Here is a 20489-nt window from a genome sequence, read left to right as displayed (position 1 = left end):
GGAGGACAAGGATGACTGTAGGACAATTAATCGGAAAAGGCATGACGGCCGAGGTCTATGAATGGGGCGAGGGGCAGGTCGTGAAGCTTTATTACGGGAACATTCCAAAGGATTGGCTTCATTACGAGGCGGAGATTGGTACGGCCGTTCATCAGGCAGGCGTACCTGCGCCTGAGGTTTTTGGACAGGTTGAGGTGGATGGGAGAACCGGGCTGGTCTACGAGAGGATCGCGGGACCATCCCTCTTGGCCATTATGCTGCACGATATGGACCAGGCGGAACATTACAGTACCGTTCTTGCCCGTCTGCATGCAGACATTCACCGCTGCAGGGCATCCCGTCTGCCAAGGCAGAAGGACCGGATGGGCATGTTTGTGCGGCAGTCCGCTTCTTTTCTGGGAGACCGGGTGGAGCCGGTACTAGCGGAGCTGGAGCATCTGCCGGAGGGCGAATCGGTCTGTCACGGCGACATGCATCCGGACAACGTGCTCCAATCGGGCGGCCGGCTGACGGTTATCGACTGGATGGATGCCAATTCGGGCGACCCGTTATGCGACGTGGCGAGAACCTCCATGATGTTCTTGTCGCCGTTTGTTTCGATGCCTCCTCTGTCGATCCCTCCGGATACCGGCCAGCGGCTGAACGAAGCTTATTTGTCCGAATATTGCAGGCTGACGGGAGCGGAAAGAGAAGCAATCGACCGCTGGCGGCTGCCTGTCGCCGCCGCAAGACTTCGCGAGCAAATTCCCGGGGAGCGGGAATGGCTGCTGTCCTTTATTGACCGGCAGCTCAAAACCTGCAAATGAAAAAAGCCGCCTTTTCCGCATTATGCGGGAAAAGGCGGCTTTTTCAAATTACACGGCGTTTAGCGCGATTTCTTCATCGTCGTCTTTATTGAAGGCATCGCGGTCGAATTCGCCTTCGGAATTGGCTACGAGAAGTGCAGTTACCGATGTGCCTGTTGCGTTAACGGCTGTACGGGCCATGTCGATCAGAGCTTCAACGCCGGCAACAATCGCAAGCGCCTCAAGCGGAAGGCCAAGCGCGGTAAGAACAACCGTTGTCGAAATAACAGCCGGTCCGGGAACGCCCGCAACGCCAATGGAAGAGATGATGCTTACGAATACAAGCACGACGTAGTCGGTCAGGCCAAGCTGAATGCCAAACGCCTGCGAGGTAAAGACGGCGACAATCGCCGGCCATACGCCGCCGCAGCCGTTGAAGTTAACGGATGCGCCAAGCGGCGCAACAAAGCTCGCGATTTTCGGCGAGACATGAAGACGCTTCGTAATGACTTCCAGGTTAATGGGCAACGTTGCATAGCTGCTTCGGGTCGTGAAGGCAACGGCCACCGTCGGGTACACCTTTTTGAAGAACTTGAGCGGATTAACCTTTGCTACGAAGAGCACCAAACCGCCAAACACAAGCACAAAATGAATAATAAGGGCAACATACGAGGTTACGATAACGCTGCCGAGCTCCTGCAAGGTATCCCAGCCGTATTTGGCCGCGACGCCGGCAATCAGGGCGAATACGCCGTAAGGCGTAAGGCGGATAACGAATTTAACGACTTGATGCAGCACTTGGGTAGCCGATTTGATAAGGTCGCGAACCGGCTTGACGGCCTCTTCGTTTTTCGAACCAACCTTAATGATGGCTACCGCAAGGAAAATCGCAAAGATCAGAATCGGAACAACCTTGCCGTCCGCCGCTTCGCTAACCGGGTTGGAAGGGACAAGGCTAAGAATAACGTCCGAGAACGTCGGAATCTCGCGCGTTGCCGCATCGCTTGCGGCCGGCTGCTGGATGCCTTTGCCCGGGCTGAATACCAGAGCGGTCAGTAAGCCAATAACGGATGCGATACCGGTTGTGCCAAGAAACCAGGCGAACGTCTTGAAGCCGATTTTGCGCAGGTAGTCCAAGCTTGTGAGCGAAGCGATACTATTCAATACAAGAACGAATACAAGCGGAATAACGAGCATCCGGATCAAGCTGATATAGATGCTGCCGAAGGTGGTGATCCCTTTGATCTCCAGGGAATCGAGGTTCTGGAACAGGATCCCGACGACCAGCCCCAGCCCTAATCCGACAAGCACCCGCGTGCCGAAGCCGACACGTTTGCGTGCCAAGAAATACAGAAAAGCAAAGACAAAAATGGCGGTAACAAAGCTGTACCAGTTCGTCTCGATAGCTAGCAGCAGGTTGTTATCTATTTTATCCATCTTACTATTACCCCCTAATCCAAGTTGTTTGATGGGAATTACAATTCAATAATTTACAAACGTCTGAAGCAATTGTCAATTGTTTTATTGGAAAAAAAATATATCCGACTATTTCTATGGGAAATTATTAAGAAATGGTTGACATCCAATCTCTGACATCCTAAGATAGGGTTAGAAATCGGAACATCATACGTAATTCGGATAAGAGATTAGTCGACTGGACCTCCAGAGATTCAATGTTCAAGCATCACTAGATGCGGGCATTGGATCTTTTTTTATGCCTAATTACTGAATGAGCCTCCTAAAACCAAAAGGGAAAGGATGAGTATCATCATGAAAAAATGGTTTAGCTCCAAATTGACCGTTACTTTCGTAGCCGCCGCCGTAGTCTTCTCATCGCTGACTTATGCTGCCGTTTATGCGAACAAGGACGCTTCCGACACGAAGCCTGCTGCAGCGGATGGCCAAGCGCCTGCTGCAACGGCTGTTGAGCCGCCGCCGCAAGCAGATACAACCAATACAGCCGCAGCGGCTGAACCGCAGGCTACAGCAGAAGTAACTATCGCAGCTGCCGAGACGCAAGCTCAGGAGCCAGCCGTTCAAGCTGCTGAGGTTCAATCGGCGCAGCCAACCGCTGCACCAGCGGAAGAGACGAAAGCAGAAGCGAAAACAGCGAAAGCAAGCTCCGCGGAAGCCGTCCAAAACGCTTCCACTCCGGCTCCGGCATCTCCAGCCGCATCGAAGCCGGCTTCAATCAACGCTTCCGAGCCGGCGGCATCCTCCAAGCCGTCCGCAACAACTTCAGCTGCTCCCGCAGCAACGCCGGCTCCAGCCGCCAAACCGGCACAATCCACGCCGGCTGCAAGCAAGCCGGAGGCTTCGGCGCCTGCCGCAAGCCAATCGGATGATTCGGGCAAAAAAGTTACGTTTGTCAAGCAGGAAGAGTCGCAGCCTAAGACCCCAGCCGTAAAAGCTCCGGCAAGCAGCTCGTCCTCTTCCGGCTCGACAAGCTCCTCCGGCGGATCCTCCACGTCTCCTTCTACGGCGCCTTCGTCTTCGAATGAGGATTGCGCGGTAGACGGCGAAAGCTGCTAATCGGCTTTTTTACCAGACAAATGGGTCAAATAGGGAGAGGAGTATATACACATGAAAACATTTAATCGCACACTATCCGTTTTGCTCGCCTCCGCGTTAGTGCTGCCGGTCTTCCAGGCCGGCACGGTACGCGCCGCGGAAGTAAGCAGCTTTAATAGCGCAGTCAGCCATTATGATTATTTCAGTGATGTTTACCCGCATTTGAACGACGCGAACCATATTCTCAAGACGGTTACTTACGAGGATCTGGTTACGCTGCTGGACAGCAAAGGTACATATGCCGTCTTGTTCGGCGGAGCCTGGAGCGACGAGACGCAGGCGGATATCGGCTTCATTAACCAGGTTGCGAAGCAATATGGCGTAGACACCATCTACAACTTCGATACGAAGCTGGATGGCGATTCGGTTGATATTGCCGAGCAGCAGGCTGCTCCGTATACCAAGGTGGTTACATCCACCTCGCAAGGCGTAACGACAAACACAACCAACTTCTATGATTTCAACGAGCTGTACGTGGAGCTGGTAGACAAGTATTTGACGAACCTCAATGCCAATACCGACGCTACTATTACTTACAGCAAGAAGTCACCGCAAAAGGAAAGCGGCGGTACGGTAACGACGCCTTCTACGGTCATTGCGAGCGGCGAGGCGAAAAAAATCGAGTCTCCGTTCCTGTTCATCTATGACAAGGATCACAAGGATGGCGATGGCAACGCCGCGCCAATTATCGCTTCGCTTGAGAAGCACGGTTCTTCCGCGAATTATACTTGGAACGATTTCCTGACGGCCGATCCAAACGACGGCGATGCGCTGGATACGGCGAAGGTCGACAGCTATAAGGCACAGGTTCTGAATGTATTTAATAAAGTACCGGCTGCCGATTACGACAGCCTCACCAATTGGGACTTTATCGCTCCGGCATTTAACAAGCATGAGGATAAAACGGTCGGACGCGACATTTTCCCGACGCATGAGGAAAACGGTCAAGTCGTTGGCGATGACGGCGAGCTTGTCTACGAGCATGTCACTTACAATGAGCTGACTCATTTGCTGCAAAGCAAAGGCAACTATGTCATTCTGTTCGGCGGCTCGTGGTGCCCGAATACGCAGGCGGCAATCCGCTTCATTAACGAGTACGCAAAGAAGTACAACGTCGATAAAGTCTACTTCTGGGATACCAAGCTGGATGCGGGCATCTCGGTGCTTGATCCAAGCGCGGATCCGCATAACAGCACCTTCCTGCAGGTACGCGATACAAACCATCCATTAGCGAAGCTGTATGTGGATCTGGTCAATACGTATCTGACCAACATCAAGACGCAATACCTGCCGGCATCCAATAACGTCAACTATACGGAAAACGGCAATAACGTTGTTGCCAACAAGCTGCAGGTTCCTTACCTGTTTGCCTACAACAAGGACAACGTGAACGCCGACGGCAGCAAAGCGCCAATTCTTGGCCACGTGGAATTGATGTACACCTGGAAAAACATTCAGCCCGATTATGCCGTAGCTGACGGCACGATACGCAATTATACGAATTACACAAACGCGCTGAATAAATTGCTCACGCGTCTGGAAGTAACGCCAACCGGCTTGACTGGCGTAGCGCCAACTTCGAGCGCGAACAATAACGGCCAAATTACGGGCACAACAAACAAAGCATTGGAATACAAGCTGAAAAGCGCTGCCGATTCGGCATATACCGCGGTATCCGGCGACGCGATCACAGGTCTTGCGGCTGGTACTTATTCGGTTAGATATGCAGCGAAAAACGGGTTTAACGGCCCAACTAACGCTCAGACGGGGCCAACGGCTGTCCCTTACGCAGCAGGTCAAGCGGTAGACGTCGTTGTTCCGGCTTATGTTGGTACTGATCCAACACCAACGCCAACACCAACGCCAACGCCATCGACACCATCAACACCGGTGCCAACACCAACACCAGTGCCTGTCGATGCGGTGAACACGGTTAAGGTTACGGGTACTACCGATCCGGCAACGGGTGAGACGGTTGCGGCGGTTTCGGCAAGCGACGTAGCAAGCCTTATTACGAAAGCGTCCAAAGCGGAAGCGGCGGGCAAAGCGGCCGTGATCGGATTCCAGGTGCCTGGAACTGCGGATACTACTTCTACACAGCTGACGATCCCAAGAGACTCCTTCAATTCGATTGCATCGAGCACCAAAGCATCGGTGCAGGCGGATCTGTCGATTGGCAGCGTAACGTTTGATTCGAAAGCGGTACAAAGCATTAGCGGCAACGCATTGTCTGGAGATATCAGCGTTATCGTATCAAAGTTCGAGCTGACGGAAGAGGGCAAGGTCGTATTGGGCGACCGTCCGGTGTACGATCTGTCTCTCTTTGCAGGCGATAAGCAAATTTCGAACTTTGGCGGCGGCAAGGTGCAGGTAAGCCTTCCGTACACGCTGAAAGCCGGTGAAAATGCCGAATCGATCGTGGTGTACTACCTTGCGGATTCCGGCGAGCTGCAAACGATTCGCGGTCATTACAATGCGGCAACGGGAACCGTGGATTTCACAACTACTCATTTCTCGCAATACATTATCGGCTTCAATAAAGTAGGCTTTGCGGACGTGCCGGCAGCAGCTTGGTTCCATCATGCGGTCAGCTTCCTGGCTGCCCGCGAGATTACCGGCGGTACCGATGCCGATCACTTCAGTCCAAATGCGGAGCTGACAAGAGGCCAGTTCATCGTTCTCCTGCTGAAGGCATACGGAATTGAGCCGGAAGCAGCCGGCGCGGCGAACTTTGCGGACGCGGGCAAGACGTACTACACGAATTACCTGGCTGCCGCGAAGCGTCTTGGCATCGCAACAGGCACGGGCGATAACAAATTTAATCCAAATAATAAAATTACGCGTCAAGAGCTGTTCACGCTGCTGTACCGTTCGCTTGAGCAATTAGGCGAGCTGCCAACGGCCAAGACTGGCGCAGCCGTATCCTCCTATGCGGATGCAGCAGATATTGCCGGTTATGCGCAAACCGCCTTTACGGCGCTTGTTGAGACTGGCGTTATTAAAGGAAGCGGCAATAAGCTGAATCCGGAAGGCGTATCGACAAGAGCGGAAGCGGCGCAAGTGCTGTATAATCTGTTGTCCAAGTAATGGAAACTTAAAGAAAAGGTGGGCGGCCGACTTGGCCGCCCTTTTTCCGAAATATAAGACATTCGCGAAACGTATGCTGCGCCTCTTAAAAAGAACGGCTATAGCTTTTTGCGGCAATTCTTACTGGCGCAGCCATTTTCGCATGTTCGGCGGTGAAATGTGATGGATATTTTATTAGCCTTTTCGGCGGGACTACTGTCTTTCCTATCGCCTTGCGTTCTGCCTCTCATTCCGGTCTATCTCAGCTATATCGCGGGCACCTCGGCCACCGATCTAAAGGATAGCTCCAACAAGCTGACGGTTATTTCGCAGACGGCGCTGTTTGTTCTCGGCTTCTCGATTCTGTTTGTCCTGCTTGGGATATCCGTCAGCTCCGTCAGCCGGTTGCTGTCCGAGCATATGCGGCTCGTGCAGCAGATCGGCGGAGCGCTGATTGTTGTTTTTGGCCTGCATATGACCGGGCTTCTGCGAATCAAGCTTCTCTATTCCGAGAAGCGGTTTCTGCCAAGCGGTTCACCCGGGAAAAAAACGGGAGCGCTCGTATTGGGCATGGCCTTTGCCGTCGGGTGGACGCCCTGCATCGGCCCGATTCTGTCCTCCATTCTAATCTATGCCGGAAGCATGGCGACCCTTGGGAAGGGAGTGCTTCTGCTCTCCGTGTATGCGCTTGGGCTCGCCGTTCCTTTTTTACTGTCTGCCGTGCTGATCGATAATCTATCCGCGTACCTTCGGAAAGTGACAAAGCATCTCCCGAAGATCTCGGTTGCAAGCGGACTCGTCATGATGCTGATGGGCGTGCTAGTGTTTACGAATCAGCTGGAGGTATTCAGCAAGTATGCCGGACTTATTCAACTATAGGGAGGGAGGTAAGCCGTGAGAAAATCAACCTGGCTTCTGATCGGGGCGGTTATTGGGTTCGTGCTGCTCTCGCTCTACGTGACTAAAAACTATAGTATCAAGACGGATGCTGCCGCATCGGCGTCGGCGAATACGGAGGCAAAAGCAGCCAAAGAGCCGGCGGTTGACTTTACCCTGAAGGATTTGGACGGCAAGGAGGTAACGCTGTCCGGACTGAAGGGAAAGCCCGTCTACATTAATTTCTGGGCGACCTGGTGCAAATGGTGCGACAAGGAGATGCCGGCGCTGGAGAAGGTGTATCAGGATTATAAGGATAAAGGGCTTGTTGTCTTATCCGTTGACGTTGGGGAGGAACGTGGGGAAGTGGCTAAGTATATCTCGGAGAAGCAATATCATTTTCCGGTGGTGCTGGATTCGGATAAAAGCGTCACGTATGCCTATGGCATCAAATCGATCCCTGTCTCTATCCTGGTGAACGAATCGGGCGATGTGGTTTTCAGAAGGGTTGGCCATATGACGGAGGAGGAAATGCGGACGGCAATTGATCCTCTCTTTCCATAAAAAAAGTGCGAGCCTTCAGCAGGCCCGCACTTTTTATCTTTATTTCGCTGAAGCAGCGATTTCCTTACGGACAATCGGCGCTACTTTGGTGCCGAGGAGCTCAATGGCGCGCATCATATCCTTATGCGGAATGGAGCTTGTGTCGAGATGCAGGAAGAAGCGGGTTAAGCCCAGGTTCTTATGCAGCAAAATAATTTTCTCCGCTACATATTCCGCCTCGCCGACATAAAGCGCTCCGCGCATGCTGCGAGCCGCATCGTAAGCTTCGAAGGTGTATGGCGGCCATCCGCGTTCGCGGCCGATTACGTTCATCATCGCCTGCTGGGCAGGGTAGAAGAGCTCGGTTGCTCTTGTGTCCGTGTCGCTAATGAAGCCGTGCGAGTGAGTACCGATTTGCATTTTTTTCGGATCATGGCCTGCACGGGTATAAGCTTCCTTGTAGAGCTCAACAAGCGGAGCGAACCGCTCCGGCATGCCGCCAATGATCGCGAAGCAGACGGGAAGGCCTAGCACGCCCGCGCGAATGGCCGACTCCGGGTTGCCGCCGGTTGCGATCCAGACCGGAAGCGGGTCCTGCACCGCACGCGGGTAGACTGCTAGGTTATCAATCGCGGCGCGATGGTTGCCCTGCCAGGTGACTTTCTCTTCCTTCGTAATTTGGAGCAGCAGCTCCAGCTTCTCGTCGAACAGCTCGTCATAATCCTCGAGGCTGTAGCCGAAGAGCGGGAATGATTCGATAAAAGAGCCTCTGCCCGCCATAATTTCCGCACGGCCGTTCGAGATCGCGTCAACGGTGGAGAAGCCTTGGTACACGCGCACAGGGTCGTCCGACGATAATACGGTAACGGCGCTGGTCAGACGGAGATGCTTTGTCTGCGCGGCCGCAGCCGCAAGAATGACATGAGGCGCGCTTGCCGCATAATCCTGCCGATGATGCTCCCCGATTCCGTATACATCAAGGCCAACCTGGTCGGCCAGAATCATTTCCTCTACGCTATTGCGGATCCGTTCCGCGTGGCTGTAAGCCCCGCCCATGCCCGGATGAGGTTTTGCTTCCAGAAAGGTACTAATGCCAAGTTCAAAATGGTTTGCCGGTTCGGTCATATAAGTCCGCCTCCTTTATTTCTTCTAGTGTACTAAGTTTTTAACAGTTTCTCAATTATAGTAAGCAGATTTATTGAATTGGAAAATTTAGAGAACTTATATTGACAACAACTTCCGTCATTATTATCATTATTGATAATGGTAATAAACGAAAGGAGAGCTAATCGATGAAGCAGCCCAAAGCCGATCTTATTTTGCACCCTATCCGGATGCGGATCATCCAGGCGTTCCTGCCTGAAGGCAGCCGGACCACCCAACAGTTGGCCGAGCAGCTGCCAAACATCCCGCAAGCCACCTTATACCGGCATTTAAATATTCTTCGCCAAGCCGGGCTGATTCATGTCATTGAGGAACGGAAAAATCGCGGAAGCGTGGAGAAGGTGTACTCGCTGGCCAAGCAAGCGGAGGATCTGACGCCTGAAGAACTGACGGAGAAATCATCGGATCAGCATATGGAACTGTTTATGAAATTCGTTGCTTCCCTCATTGGCGATTTCGGCGCTTATATCGGGCAGGAGCATTATCATCTGGCAGAGGACGGGGTTTCTTTTCGACAGGTGCAGCTCTACATGAACGATGAGGAATATCAAGCCTTCTTGACGGCTTATCGGGCGCAGATGAAGCCTTATGCGAATGCAGGGCCGAGTGAAGGAAGAAAGCTTAGAATGATCTCCACCATTGTTATTCCTGAAGCATTGCAGCAGCCATTCGATAAAAAATAAACGTATTATACTATTGTCTGTGGGGGAAATAGAGATGAATGATTATTTAGAGCTTCGGAGAAGGGGACTTCTTTTTCTTCCGTTCTTTTTGGCTGTACCTTTATTGTTTGGCCTTGGGTTCCGGTACGCGGGGTATAGCATGGAATGGCGGGCGTTTGGCCTTGGGGCGTTAGGCTGGCTTATTGCGTTAATGCTGCGCGGGCCGCTGGCAGCGGTCCTGCAGAAGCGGTCGCAGGAGACGATTAAGCGCTGGATGATTGTCGGCTCGGGCGTATTTGAGGAGACCGTACGCGTAATCATGCTGCTACTCACTGCCGTGACCGCTTCGTGGGCCGTATCCTTTGGCCAAGGCTGGGCGGCGATAGAGGTTCTTTATACCATGATCAATGTAGCCGTAATTGCATCTTTGATTGGTCGCACCGACGAGAAAGCCAAGCAGGCCATTCAGTATCTTGAGCAGCAAGGGACTCTTCACGCCAGCCCGCTATGGGGAATATTGGAGCGGATTTGGGCTTCGGCCTTTCATATCGGCTGCACGTTGATTGCGGCGCGTTTCCCGTGGCTCGTTGTGGTCCTTATTCCTCTTCACAGCGGATTGAATGCAATTGGAGTAAAGCTGGCGGCACAAGCGGTGTGGAAATCAAGTGCTGCTATTTGTATAATCGGAGTCCTCATTCTGATCATTGGAATAGTCATTCAATAAGCAACCCATCCCTCTTTGTTAATGGAGGGATTTTTTTGGTGCAACAACTTTCCGGATACAGCGTATCTTTTTTGTGAAAGGGGTGTTTCTTTGTTGGTTACGATGAGCAAGAAGCAGTTCGATGAGCTTGGGGACGACGAGTTAAGGCGGGCTTGCATACGGCCGGTGGCCGATGCGGTCCGAGGCAAAAGCATGGCGGTAAAATCCGAGGCGCTTGCCAGGCTTAACCGTTCGGAAAAAGCTTTGTTCATGTATAGCGCTTGGTATGACCATGCGAAGCATTCGCCGATGGAGCTCTACTGCTGGTCAGCCCATGTGCTCAGCCAGCCCGGGTACGCGGATGGGGTCCGGAATGCGCTTCGTTTTTTCGGAGCGGAGTCGATGCATGGCATTCTAGAGGAGCTTCGCTTGCTGCTTGATGTTCATGTGGTGCGGCAAGGCCGTGACTTAAGCGAAGTAACCTTTAAAGACCTCGAGCTTGATGATCAGCTCGGCCTGAAGGTTGAAGATTGCTTTAGGCGGTTCCAGACCGGGGACCGGGACAGTCTTCGCCGGGTCGCACAATATATTCGTGCTAATGCGGACGACTTTATAAGCTTTTTACCGGAAGGAGGGGTGGATATGAAGGATTTGCTATTGGCCATACCCGAGCTGCAAGACGGCATGAAACTGGAAGCCATTCAGAAAGGGTACTCCGGCGACAGCAAGTATACCGCTTACGACCGTCATGGTCAGGCGGTGTATGTGCTCAGAACCTATGCGCTCGAAGAGGAAGCAAGAAAGCAGCAGGAATTCCGGGTGCTTGAGCAGCTGCGAGAGCAGAAAGTAAAGTGCTCTTTGCCGATTGCGATGGGGAGGCTGGAGGAGCTGGGGCTTGGCTACATGCTGTTGTCTTACATCGAAGGCGGCGATGCGATAGACGAGCTCCCGGCCTTAAGCGTAAGCCGGCAGTATGAGATCGGTCTTCAGGCGGGAGCCGAGCTGCGCAAAATCAATCGGATTGAGGCGCCGCCTCCTATCGAGCCTTGGGAGAACCGCGTACTCGCGAAATACAGACGGTATCGGGAGGGTTATGAGCAGAGCGGCGTTAAGGTTGCTTTCGAGGAGAAGCTGTTAGCCTTTATAGAAGCGAATCTTGGACTGTTGAAGGGGCGCCCGAACAGGCTGCAGCATGACGATTTTCATACCGGCAACCTCATCGTGAAGGATGGACGGCTATCCGGCGTCATTGATGTGAACCGGTTTGACTGGGGAGATCCCGTGCATGAGTTTCTGAAGGCGGGCTTCTTCAGCGTAGAGGCCAGTATTCCGTTTGCGGTTGGTCAGATCGACGGCTATTACGGGGAAGGGGAGCTTGAGGATTCCTTCTGGGCCTTATATTCGCTCTATATCGCGCTGACGATTCTGTCTTCGATTGTCTGGATTCTTCGCGTACGTCCGGAGGAACTGGAGGATATGCTGAACCGCGTAAATAAAGTATGGGAGGACCATGACGGCTTTGAGCGGTTAGTGCCGAAGTGGTATTCCGGGTATAAACGGTAAGAAAGAAGAGCCTTCACAGGGAGTGGAGGCTCTTCTTGGTTTGTTAGGGTTTTGCAGGGGGCATCTCCTTTAATCCGAAAGACACCAGAGGGCCGTAGTTCACGATATTCATCATAATTTTGGCCATCTGCTGAGGTGTTTGGTCCAGATCACATTCGATCCAATGCATGAGCATGCCGAAATGAGCCGAAGTCATATATGCAACCACGTAGTCGCGGCGGATGTTCAAATCAGCGGCTTCAGGAATATTGATTTTCTCGTAAATATGCCGGGTCATCAGCGTGCGGAATTGTATGGCGTAGGAGAGATCGCCCTTTGGGCCAAACATAACCTTCAGGAAATCGGCATGCTTTGCAAACTCCTCGAAGATCTGTACGCTTAGCGGGTAGATTTCCCGGCGTTCCCCATACTCCATAGCCTTGCGGAAGTCGAGTTTGATGACAAGCTGCTCGATGCTCTTAAACACATGATCTTTCAACTGCTGCAGGATATCGGGCACATCCCGGTAATGCAGATAAAACGTTCCGCGGTTCAGGTCGGCATGGCTTGTAATATCGGTAACCGTTACATGCTCCAAGCCTTTCTCGGCGATAAGAGCCATGAGCGAATCATAGATCTGCTGCTTCGTTTTTGCTTTTCTCCGGTCGATTTTCTCTGACATGACAGCTTCTCCTCTACGGTTTTACGGGGATAATGAACACAACCGCGCCGATGTGGTGAGTAATAAACAGTACGGTGAGGAATGATTATTGTATTTCCTTTGTCTCTCATTATAATTAACAGCGTGATCACTAATCAACACGATGTTCATTTATATAGATAGGAGATGAAGGGTGAGATGACGATATTTAAACAGAAAATATTATGGCTTGGCGTGCTGGTCATTACGCTTGTGCTTACGGTGTTTGGACTTGCGATGATGGGTTCCGTGCTTGGCTCGAAGCCGCATGATGTGCCGGTAGCTTTGGTTGTGCTGGATGAGCCTGTTGATCTGCCGACCGGAGATAAGCTGGCCGTGGGTGAAATGATGAAGCAGCAGCTAACCTCTAATACGCAGCTGCCGATCAGCTGGAAGATTGTCGGCTCGGAAGAAGAGGCTCGCAAAGGACTGGATTCGCGCGATTATTACGGCGCGCTTGTGCTGCCGAAGGATTTGAGCGCCGGTGTAGCCTCAATGACGGGCCCGGCGCCTGCCGCCCCAACCGTGCAAATTATCAGCAATGAAGGCATGAACTCGCAGGCGGCAACGGTTGTGAAGCAAGGGCTCGGCCAAGTCATGAAGATGGTATCGCTCGAGTTGTCGAAGTCGGCGCTTGAGCAGCTGTCCCAGCGGTCGGAGCAGATTCCGGCTGCTACGGCAGCGGCTCTGCTGGCTCCTGTACAAGTAAAGGAAGAAACCGTTCATCCGGTTGGCGCGAATAACGCAAGCGGCAACGCGCCGGGGATGCTTACCCAAATTATGTGGATTGGCAGTCTAGTCACGGCAATGATGCTGTTCCTAGCCAGCAACAACGCCAAGAAGGCGGGTAGCCGCAAATGGCCAACTCACCTGCTGCAGCCAGTCATTGGGCTAGTGCTGATCGGAGCCGCTTCCGGCCTGATTGTATGGATGGCTAACGCTTGGTACGGCATGGAGCTGTCGCATGCGGCAGATACATGGCTGTTCTTATGGCTGAGCGGTTCGGCGTTCTACCTGCTGCAATCGATGCTGCTCAACTGGATAGGCTTCCCGGCCATGGCGATTCTCGTCCTGCTCATGTTCTTCTCGATGCCAATCCTGAACATGCCGGTCGAATTCCTGTCGGATACGACGCAAAGCCTGCTATATTCGTGGACGCCGCTTCGCTTTGCGGCAGGCGGCTTGCGGGAAATCATGTACTTCGGCGGGCTGGATGCCGTCAGCTCGAACGCGGCGGTCCTATGGAGCATTGCGGGCGGGTGCCTGGTTCTGCTGCTTGCCGCAGGCGTCAAAAAAGGAAAAGCGGCAGCGTCGCAAACCGCCGCCTCTATATAACGGAAAGTAAAAGGCCGTCCCGTTTGGGGGACGGCCTTTTTGCTGCACGTCCGCCGTGCTTCGCCCGCATTAAGACGGAAAACCGTCTTACAGCGGGATGAGCATGGGGGCGCGAGGCCAAACAGGCCGAATAAGACGGAAAAACCGTCTTACAGCGGGCTGGACGCGAGAACGAGGGGCGGAAACCGCCGAATAAGACGGAAAAACCGTCTTACAGCGGGATGAGCATGGGGGCGCGAGGTAGAAAAGGCTGAATAAGACGGAAAAACCGTCTTACAGCTGGATCAGCGCGGGGGCGCGAGGCCAAACAGGCTGAATAAGACGGAAAAACCGTCTTACAGCTGGATCAGCGTGGGGGCGCGAGGCCAAACAGTCTGATTAAGACGGAAAAACCGTCTTACAGCTGGATCAGCGTGGGGGCGCGAGGCCAAACAGGCTGAATAAGACGGAAAGACCGTCTTACAGCGGGATCAGCGTGGGGGCGCGAGGCCAAACAGGCCGAATAAGACGGAAAAACCGTCTTACAGCTGGATCAGCGCGGGAACGAGGGGCGGAAACCGCCCCTCGTCTCGCGGCTCGAAGCCCAAAGTGCAACTACTTCGTGTAATGGCACGTCCAAGAGGTTACAATAAGAGTTGGAATAAACAAGAAAATGGATAAGGAATGATTTGCAATGGGGATGCAGCGCACAACGATCTTGATTGCGGAGGATGACCCGGATATTGCGGAGCTGATTGCGCTCCATCTGGGCAAGGAGGGCTACCAGCTGCTGAAGGCCGCTGACGGGAGAGAAGCGGTCCGTCTCGTTCAGACGAACACAATCGATCTGGTTATTCTCGATATTATGATGCCGCATATGGACGGCTATGAAGTCGTTCGCGTTATTCGGGAGCAGCAGTACCGGATGCCGATTATTTTCTTAAGCGCCAAGACGTCCGATTTCGATAAAATATCCGGCCTCGTTATGGGCGCCGACGATTATATGACGAAGCCGTTTAATCCAATGGAGCTGCTCGCAAGAGTAAATGCCCAGCTGCGACGCTTTAGGCAGTTGAATCAGCCGGTTGCCGCACCAAGTCATGCGCCTTCCGCCATTGTGGCGGGAGGACTAACGATTGACCAGGAGCAGCGCACCGTTACCTTGTACAACGACCGGATTGATCTGACGCCGAAGGAGTTTGATATTCTGCATCTGTTGGCCAGCCATCCGAAGAAGGTATTCAGCGCGGAGCATATTTTCCGGCAGGTATGGGGCGAGGCTTATTACGAGAGCGGCGGCAACACGGTGATGGTTCATATCCGGACATTGCGCAAAAAGCTTGGCGAGGACAAGCAGCATCAGCAATGGATCAAGACGGTCTGGGGGGTAGGCTATGCCTTCCAAGGCTAGAAAATTACGCAGTTTCCGCACCCGGATGATCGAGCTGTTCGTCATGAGCCTGCTTATTTCCGGAGCGGTGACCTATCTGATCTACAGGCTGCTGAAGTCCTATTATAATCAGAGGATCCGCTATGCGGACGATCCGATCGTTCAAGCTCGCAGCTGGCTTAACGATATTGGCGATTTGAATTTCTTCCTGATTTTCTTCCTGCCGTTATCGTTCTTCTTCTTTTATTTGTTTACCAAGCCCTACGTCTCTTACTTCAAGGAAATCTCGACCGGGATTCACCGGCTTGCCAACGGGGATTTTAACGGGCGGGTGCTGGTTCCCTCCGATGATGAGTTTGGAGTTATTGCGAGTGACCTGAACCTTGCGGGCGAGATGCTGCAGAAGGCGGTGGAGCGGGGAGATTTCGCCGAGAGCAGCAAGGATCAGCTCGTGCTTAATCTTGCGCATGATCTGCGGACGCCTCTAACCTCCGTGCTTGGCTATCTGGATTTTATTCTGCGCGACGAGCAGCTGTCCCTCGAGCAGGTCCGGCATTTTGCCGCTATCGCGTTTAACAAATCGCAGCGTCTGGAGCGGCTGGTGGACGAGCTGTTCGAGGTTACCCGGATGAACTACGGCATGCTGACGCTGGACAAGAAGCAGATTGACTTATCCGAGCTTCTGATGCAGCTGAGCGAAGAGCTGTACCCGGTGTTTGTGAAAAGCCGCCTGACGGCAAGGCTGGATCTTCCTCCCCATCTCGTCATGGAGGCGGACGGCGAGCTGCTCGCCCGGGTATTCGAGAATTTGCTGACGAATGCCGCCCGTTACGGCCAGGATGGCGAATATGTCGATATCAAGGGAAGAACCGAGAACGGCCAAGCCGTCCTGGAGGTTATCAATTACGGCGATTCGATCAAGCCGGAGGATCTGCCGCATCTGTTCGATATGTTCTACACCGGCGACCGCGCCCGTTCTCCCGAAGGAAGCACGGGACTGGGGCTTTTTATCGTCAAAAATATCGTCGAGCAGCATCAAGGCACCATAACGGCCGAGAGCGGTACGATCCGAACCGTTTTTACGGTCAGGCTGCCGATTTAAGAAAAACTTTAACTTTTTCCCCACTTCTTTTTAAAAAGTGTCCGATATCCTTAGTTGCATGAACAAAACAAAGGAGAATGGGCCATGAAGAAGTGGGTTTTTGCGTTTATCCTTGTCATCCTGTTAAGTTACGGGATCTCGCAGCTTAATGTAAAAAGCGCCGGGGAAGACAAGGTTGATATAGAAAACGGGTCGCTGCCGCAGCAAGACAGCAAGATGATTACCGTGAGCAAGGAGCAGATGTATAAGGGGGATCTGCTCCTTGTGAATAACGACTATGCTCTGCATCCGGAAGGAATACGTTCGGATATCGTCTCGCTATCGGATCGCCCGGATCTGGTGCAAGGCTACGGCTTGCTTGATCCGTCGATTCAGCTGTCCGAGTCGGTGGCAAAGGACTTTGGCGAGATGGTGGAAGGAGCGAAAAAAGACGGTGTGGAGCATTTTCTCATCAGCAGCGGCTACCGCGACGCGGATAAGCAGGACCAGCTGTACCGCGATATGGGGCATGACTATGCGCTTCCTGCTTACCACAGCGAGCATAATCTCGGCTTATCGCTGGATATCGGTTCAACCACTGCAAAGATGGACGAGGCCGAGGAAGGCAAATGGCTGAAGAAGCACGCTTGGGAATACGGGTTTATTTTGCGTTATCCGAAAGGGAAAGAAGACATTACGGGCATTCAATACGAGCCTTGGCATTTCCGTTACGTCGGGAAGGCGCATAGCGCCATCATGCATAAGCAGGATCTGACGCTGGAGCAGTATCTCGATAAGCTGAAGCAATCAAAGGCCATGTCGATCAAGGCAGGCGGTCAAAAATATACCGTCGCCTACTATCCAATGGTCGGAAGCGGCGCAACCATTCAAGTGCAGAAGGGGAAGCCGTACGAGGTATCCGGCAATAATTACGACGGGGTTATCGTCACGATGTACGCTTAGATAGATAAAGTTATTGTAAAGCGCGCTGTTGGCGCAACTGTAGAACGGGAAAAACCGTATTTACAGTTGCGCTTTGGCGCGCTTCTTTTTTTATACTTATAAGCGCCCTTGTTCCTGACGATATTCTTACTGTACTGTTGGATTATGGTAGGGAAAAACTAGAATTGAACCGCGAGGTGAGAATTTGAGCAATATGAATTTTCAGGTGAATCTGCAGGGCATTATTGATCTTTTATCCAATCATTTGTATTCCGATCCGGGCGTATTCGTCCGCGAGCTGCTTCAGAATGCGGTGGATGCGGTCACGGCGAGAAAGAGACTTGGACATATAACGGAGGGGAAGGTAGCGGTAGAGCTGTTCCCGTCCTCGCATACGATCTCTTTTATGGATAACGGCATCGGTCTTACGGAATCGGAGATCGAACAGTTTCTGGCGCGGATCGGCAGCACAACGAAGAAGTCGGATCAGGATTCGGCGGACGATTATATCGGCCAGTTCGGCGTTGGTCTTCTGTCCTGCTTCGTCATCAGCGACGAAATCGTGCTTATTACCCGGTCTGCCCTTGAGGGCGATTCCCTGGAATGGCGCGGCAAGCCGGATGGCACCTATGTCACCAATCAGCTGAAGAGAACGGTTCCGATCGGAACGACGGTGTATTTGAAGCTGAAGCCGGAATTCGAGGAATACGCCGAGTGGTACAACATGTACCAGCAGCTCGAGCGCTTCGGCAAATATTTGGAGACGCCAATCGTGCTGATGGAGGGCAAGGACAGCCGGCAAATCAACGATACGACTCCTCCTTGGCGCATGAGCAAATCCGAAGCGATCTCTTATATCGAGGACAGCGAGTACGAAAAACCAATGGACATTATACCCCTCAAGTCTCTGATCGGAGACACGGAGGGGATTGCCTATATATTGCCTTATTCCGTCAGCCTGCAGGACGAGAAACGCCACAAGGTGTACTTGAAGCGCGTCCTGCTGTCGGACAAAATGAACAATATGCTGCCGTCATGGGCCTTTTTCGTCAATGGCATCATTAACACAAACAGCCTTCGGCCAACCGCGTCCAGGGAGTCGTTCCAGGAAAATGACCTTTTCTACGCGGTGCGGGATGAGCTTGGAACCTGCATCAAGCGGTATCTGATCGAATTGGCCGAGAGAGATCCGGAGCTATTCGCCCGAATCGTGCTTATTCATTATGCTTCGCTCAAAACGATGGCTGCGGAGGACGACGAGCTGTACGAGCTGTTTATCCGGCATTTGAGCTTCGAGACGTCGTATGGCGATATGAAAATGGCCGATATTTTGCGTAATCACCGCACCATTATGGTCACTTCCAACTTTGACGAGTTCAGACAGGTGGCCCGCGTGGCGAAAGCCCAGAACATGATGGTCATTAACGGCGGTTATGTCCATGACCTGGAGCTGATCCGCAAGCTTCCTTCCATTGACGAACAGGTGCAGGTCAGCGTGCTCGATATTCTTGGCTTCTCCAGCCGGTTCGAATCGCTTGGCCGGAGCGAGCGTGATGAAGCGCAGCCTTTCCTTGACCTGGCAGACCGGCTGCTTGCGCCGTACCAATGCCGATCGCTGATCAAATGGTTCGAGCCTGCGGACATTCCCGTCCTCTTCAACATTAATCAGGAGGTCAACTTCTTCAAAATGATGGAGGAGAGCGAAGAGCAGGCGAATCCGCTGTTTGCCGAGGTTGTCCACGTGATCAAAGACGAGTTGTACGAGAAGCCGTATGCGAGGCTTTGCTTCAACTACAATAACCCGATTGTCCGCAAGGCGATCACATCCGGAGATCTTAAGCTGCAGCAGAACAGCATCGAGCTGTTATATACACAGGCGCTGTTGATGGGGAACCATCCGCTGAGCGGCGAGGAGCTTAGGCTGATGAACGAATCGCTGCTTCAATTCATGAATATGGGCCTTGACCGGAACGTCGAGGTCGGCCGATGAAGAACCGTTTTCAGGAGCTGAGGCGCTCGACATGGTCCATGCCGGACGGCAAGCAGAAGCTGGCCGTTCTGGAGGAGATGATTCGCGTTGCCGACCGTTATATGACGGAAGAGGAAGCTTATCATGCGAGAATGGATTACTCCAATGCGGCACCGGAATGCGGCTGTCCGGAGCGGATGCTGGTCTCCTTCTCCTGGTGCTTGTCGAAATTCGAGCAGAATCCGGGCGAGTATTCGAATTTTTATATCATGTGGCATTATAAATGGGTGCTCGGGTATGTGTGGCGGATGCCGGAATTAAGCCTGGAGCAGATTGAGCGGATTTACGAGGATTTCAAGGAGAAATGCATCGCTTACGGTTATAGTCTCCGGGTTTACTACCAGAAGCGGGTTAGTCTCATGCTATGGCAGGGGAAGCTTGCCGAAGCGGCAGATTACTACAAGAGCTGGAGAGCCGCGAAGCGGGATTCGTTGTCGGACTGCAGCGCCTGCGAGCAGAACATGTTCGGCAGCTATCATTTTGCAATTAATCATTATAAAAAAGGGCTCCAGTCGCTGAAGCCCATCTTGGAAGGCAAGATGTCCTGCCGGTCCATCCCCCAGAACACGTACAGCGAAATGATGATGCCGCTGCTTAAGCTTGGGGAATACGACCGGGCATTGGAGACGGCGAAAAAAGCCTACCGTGCCCTCAAAGGGCCGTCTTATCTCGAGGAATACGGCACCTTCCTGCAGTTCTTCACCGTAACGGATATGCCAAAGGCCGTCAAGCTGTATGAGCAGACGATCCGGCTAGGTCTAGGCAGCAAGCTTGGGTGGGACCGGCTGCACTATATGCTGTCCGTCCGTATTTTCCTGAAGGAATGGAGCAAGGGCAAACGGAGGAAGAAGCTTGCCGAGTCGGAAACCGTCACTTTAGCCTGGCTCGATGAAGAGATCGAGCGTTTGGCGCAAGCCTTTAACCGCCGTAACGGAAATACCTTCGTGGAGGATCTGGTTCGGGAGAAAGAAAAGATGGCTGTGCGCCTGCAGGCTGAGTACGGGACATAAAGAAAAGGCTGCTCCCAAGCCAAAATGGCTTAGGGAGCAGTCTTTTTTTTGTATCGCGGAGCTCTAACGAAACTTCGTATTCTTATTTGCTCGATTTTGAAGGATTTTGAA

17 protein-coding genes are annotated in these 20489 nt (G+C 52.7%); 14 read left to right on the top strand and 3 right to left on the bottom strand.

Translation table 11 applies throughout. The features are described from left to right. The first annotated feature begins 11 nt into the window (after positions 1–11). Positions 12–806, top strand: a complete 795-nt coding sequence (locus WFK81_RS16985; RefSeq protein WP_336787580.1) for a phosphotransferase family protein — start codon at positions 12–14, stop codon at positions 804–806. Between the two features lie 48 nt (positions 807–854). Here the strand turns inward: WFK81_RS16985 and WFK81_RS16980 are convergent, their stop codons facing one another. After that, a complete protein-coding gene (locus tag WFK81_RS16980) occupies positions 855–2222 on the bottom strand; it encodes a dicarboxylate/amino acid:cation symporter (RefSeq protein WP_336787579.1) in 1368 nt (455 codons plus the stop codon). A gap of 333 nt (positions 2223–2555) precedes the next feature. Here WFK81_RS16980 and WFK81_RS16975 point away from each other — a divergent pair, with 333 nt between their 5' ends. The 4 genes from WFK81_RS16975 (at position 2556) to WFK81_RS16960 (ending at position 7862) form a co-directional block, all read left to right on the top strand. Further along, positions 2556–3317 (top strand): hypothetical protein, encoded by a 762-nt coding sequence (locus WFK81_RS16975; RefSeq protein ID WP_336787578.1) that lies wholly within the window; start codon positions 2556–2558, stop codon positions 3315–3317. Positions 3318–3368: 51 nt separating this feature from the next. After that, positions 3369–6443, top strand: a complete 3075-nt coding sequence (locus WFK81_RS16970) for an S-layer homology domain-containing protein (protein ID WP_336787577.1) — start codon at positions 3369–3371, stop codon at positions 6441–6443. A gap of 162 nt (positions 6444–6605) precedes the next feature. After that, complete coding sequence (locus WFK81_RS16965) at positions 6606–7301, top strand: cytochrome c biogenesis CcdA family protein (protein WP_336787576.1); 696 nt, start codon at positions 6606–6608, stop codon at positions 7299–7301. Between the two features lie 15 nt (positions 7302–7316). Beyond that, a complete protein-coding gene (locus WFK81_RS16960; RefSeq protein ID WP_336787575.1) occupies positions 7317–7862 on the top strand; it encodes a TlpA family protein disulfide reductase in 546 nt (181 codons plus the stop codon). A 39-nt stretch (positions 7863–7901) separates the two neighbouring features. On the opposite strand, the gene WFK81_RS16955 is transcribed toward WFK81_RS16960, so the two are convergent. Then, positions 7902–8966 carry an LLM class flavin-dependent oxidoreductase gene (locus WFK81_RS16955; protein WP_336787574.1) on the bottom strand — a complete coding sequence of 355 codons (1065 nt, stop codon included), beginning with the start codon at positions 8964–8966 and terminating at the stop codon, positions 7902–7904. Positions 8967–9133: 167 nt separating this feature from the next. Between WFK81_RS16955 and WFK81_RS16950 the strand changes: the two genes are divergently transcribed. The 3 genes from WFK81_RS16950 to WFK81_RS16940 all read left to right on the top strand — a co-directional run bounded on the left by WFK81_RS16950 (position 9134) and on the right by WFK81_RS16940 (position 11933). Continuing rightward, a complete protein-coding gene (locus tag WFK81_RS16950) occupies positions 9134–9688 on the top strand; it encodes a helix-turn-helix domain-containing protein (RefSeq protein ID WP_336787573.1) in 555 nt (184 codons plus the stop codon). A 34-nt stretch (positions 9689–9722) separates the two neighbouring features. After that, positions 9723–10391 carry a hypothetical protein gene (locus WFK81_RS16945; protein ID WP_336787572.1) on the top strand — a complete coding sequence of 223 codons (669 nt, stop codon included), beginning with the start codon at positions 9723–9725 and terminating at the stop codon, positions 10389–10391. Positions 10392–10493: 102 nt separating this feature from the next. Continuing rightward, positions 10494–11933: an aminoglycoside phosphotransferase family protein gene (locus WFK81_RS16940; RefSeq protein ID WP_336787571.1), complete on the top strand. Its 1440-nt coding sequence runs from the start codon at positions 10494–10496 to the stop codon at positions 11931–11933. 43 nt (positions 11934–11976) lie between these two features. Here WFK81_RS16940 and WFK81_RS16935 read toward each other — a convergent pair whose 3' ends face one another. After that, the gene (locus WFK81_RS16935) at positions 11977–12594 is read right to left on the bottom strand and encodes a TetR/AcrR family transcriptional regulator (RefSeq protein WP_336787570.1); all 618 of its coding nucleotides are present in this window, start codon (positions 12592–12594) and stop codon (positions 11977–11979) included. Between the two features lie 177 nt (positions 12595–12771). On the opposite strand from WFK81_RS16935, the gene WFK81_RS16930 reads away from it, so the two are divergent. The 6 genes from WFK81_RS16930 to WFK81_RS16905 all read left to right on the top strand — a co-directional run bounded on the left by WFK81_RS16930 (position 12772) and on the right by WFK81_RS16905 (position 20378). Further along, entirely contained in the window at positions 12772–13947 is a 1176-nt protein-coding gene (locus tag WFK81_RS16930; protein WP_336787569.1) for a YhgE/Pip domain-containing protein, read from the top strand. Positions 13948–14626: 679 nt separating this feature from the next. Continuing rightward, entirely contained in the window at positions 14627–15337 is a 711-nt protein-coding gene (locus tag WFK81_RS16925; RefSeq protein WP_336787568.1) for a response regulator transcription factor, read from the top strand. Continuing rightward, the gene (locus tag WFK81_RS16920) at positions 15321–16418 is read left to right on the top strand and encodes a HAMP domain-containing sensor histidine kinase (RefSeq protein WP_336787567.1); all 1098 of its coding nucleotides are present in this window, start codon (positions 15321–15323) and stop codon (positions 16416–16418) included. The genes WFK81_RS16925 and WFK81_RS16920 overlap by 17 nt, the downstream gene beginning before the upstream one ends. An 84-nt stretch (positions 16419–16502) precedes the next feature. Beyond that, a complete protein-coding gene (locus WFK81_RS16915) occupies positions 16503–17360 on the top strand; it encodes a M15 family metallopeptidase (RefSeq protein WP_336787566.1) in 858 nt (285 codons plus the stop codon). Between the two features lie 193 nt (positions 17361–17553). Next, positions 17554–19329 carry an HSP90 family protein gene (locus tag WFK81_RS16910; protein ID WP_336787811.1) on the top strand — a complete coding sequence of 592 codons (1776 nt, stop codon included), beginning with the start codon at positions 17554–17556 and terminating at the stop codon, positions 19327–19329. Next, positions 19326–20378, top strand: coding sequence for a hypothetical protein (locus WFK81_RS16905; RefSeq protein ID WP_336787565.1), 1053 nt, complete (start codon positions 19326–19328; stop codon positions 20376–20378). The genes WFK81_RS16910 and WFK81_RS16905 overlap by 4 nt, the downstream gene beginning before the upstream one ends. The last annotated feature ends 111 nt before the right edge of the window (positions 20379–20489 follow it).

The organism is Paenibacillus sp. MMO-177 (genome assembly GCF_037147795.1).
GTDB lineage: Bacteria > Bacillota > Bacilli > Paenibacillales > Paenibacillaceae > Pristimantibacillus.
Note: the sequence above shows the minus strand (reverse complement) of the source record. Positions and strands in the feature narration are given on the sequence as shown.

Bases quoted from the DNA above. Each gene is read 5' to 3' on its own strand.
- WFK81_RS16985 (WP_336787580.1), top strand. From the start codon at position 12: ATGACTGTAGGACAATTAATCGGAAAAGGCATGACGGCCGAGGTCTAT.
- WFK81_RS16980 (WP_336787579.1), bottom strand. From the start codon at position 2,222: ATGGATAAAATAGATAACAACCTGCTGCTAGCTATCGAGACGAACTGG.
- WFK81_RS16975 (WP_336787578.1), top strand. From the start codon at position 2,556: ATGAAAAAATGGTTTAGCTCCAAATTGACCGTTACTTTCGTAGCCGCC.
- WFK81_RS16970 (WP_336787577.1), top strand. From the start codon at position 3,369: ATGAAAACATTTAATCGCACACTATCCGTTTTGCTCGCCTCCGCGTTA.
- WFK81_RS16965 (WP_336787576.1), top strand. From the start codon at position 6,606: ATGGATATTTTATTAGCCTTTTCGGCGGGACTACTGTCTTTCCTATCG.
- WFK81_RS16955 (WP_336787574.1), bottom strand. From the start codon at position 8,966: ATGACCGAACCGGCAAACCATTTTGAACTTGGCATTAGTACCTTTCTG.
- WFK81_RS16950 (WP_336787573.1), top strand. From the start codon at position 9,134: ATGAAGCAGCCCAAAGCCGATCTTATTTTGCACCCTATCCGGATGCGG.
- WFK81_RS16945 (WP_336787572.1), top strand. From the start codon at position 9,723: ATGAATGATTATTTAGAGCTTCGGAGAAGGGGACTTCTTTTTCTTCCG.
- WFK81_RS16940 (WP_336787571.1), top strand. From the start codon at position 10,494: ATGAGCAAGAAGCAGTTCGATGAGCTTGGGGACGACGAGTTAAGGCGG.
- WFK81_RS16935 (WP_336787570.1), bottom strand. From the start codon at position 12,594: ATGTCAGAGAAAATCGACCGGAGAAAAGCAAAAACGAAGCAGCAGATC.
- WFK81_RS16930 (WP_336787569.1), top strand. From the start codon at position 12,772: ATGACGATATTTAAACAGAAAATATTATGGCTTGGCGTGCTGGTCATT.
- WFK81_RS16925 (WP_336787568.1), top strand. From the start codon at position 14,627: ATGCAGCGCACAACGATCTTGATTGCGGAGGATGACCCGGATATTGCG.
- WFK81_RS16920 (WP_336787567.1), top strand. From the start codon at position 15,321: ATGCCTTCCAAGGCTAGAAAATTACGCAGTTTCCGCACCCGGATGATC.
- WFK81_RS16915 (WP_336787566.1), top strand. From the start codon at position 16,503: ATGAAGAAGTGGGTTTTTGCGTTTATCCTTGTCATCCTGTTAAGTTAC.
- WFK81_RS16910 (WP_336787811.1), top strand. From the start codon at position 17,554: ATGAATTTTCAGGTGAATCTGCAGGGCATTATTGATCTTTTATCCAAT.
- WFK81_RS16905 (WP_336787565.1), top strand. From the start codon at position 19,326: ATGAAGAACCGTTTTCAGGAGCTGAGGCGCTCGACATGGTCCATGCCG.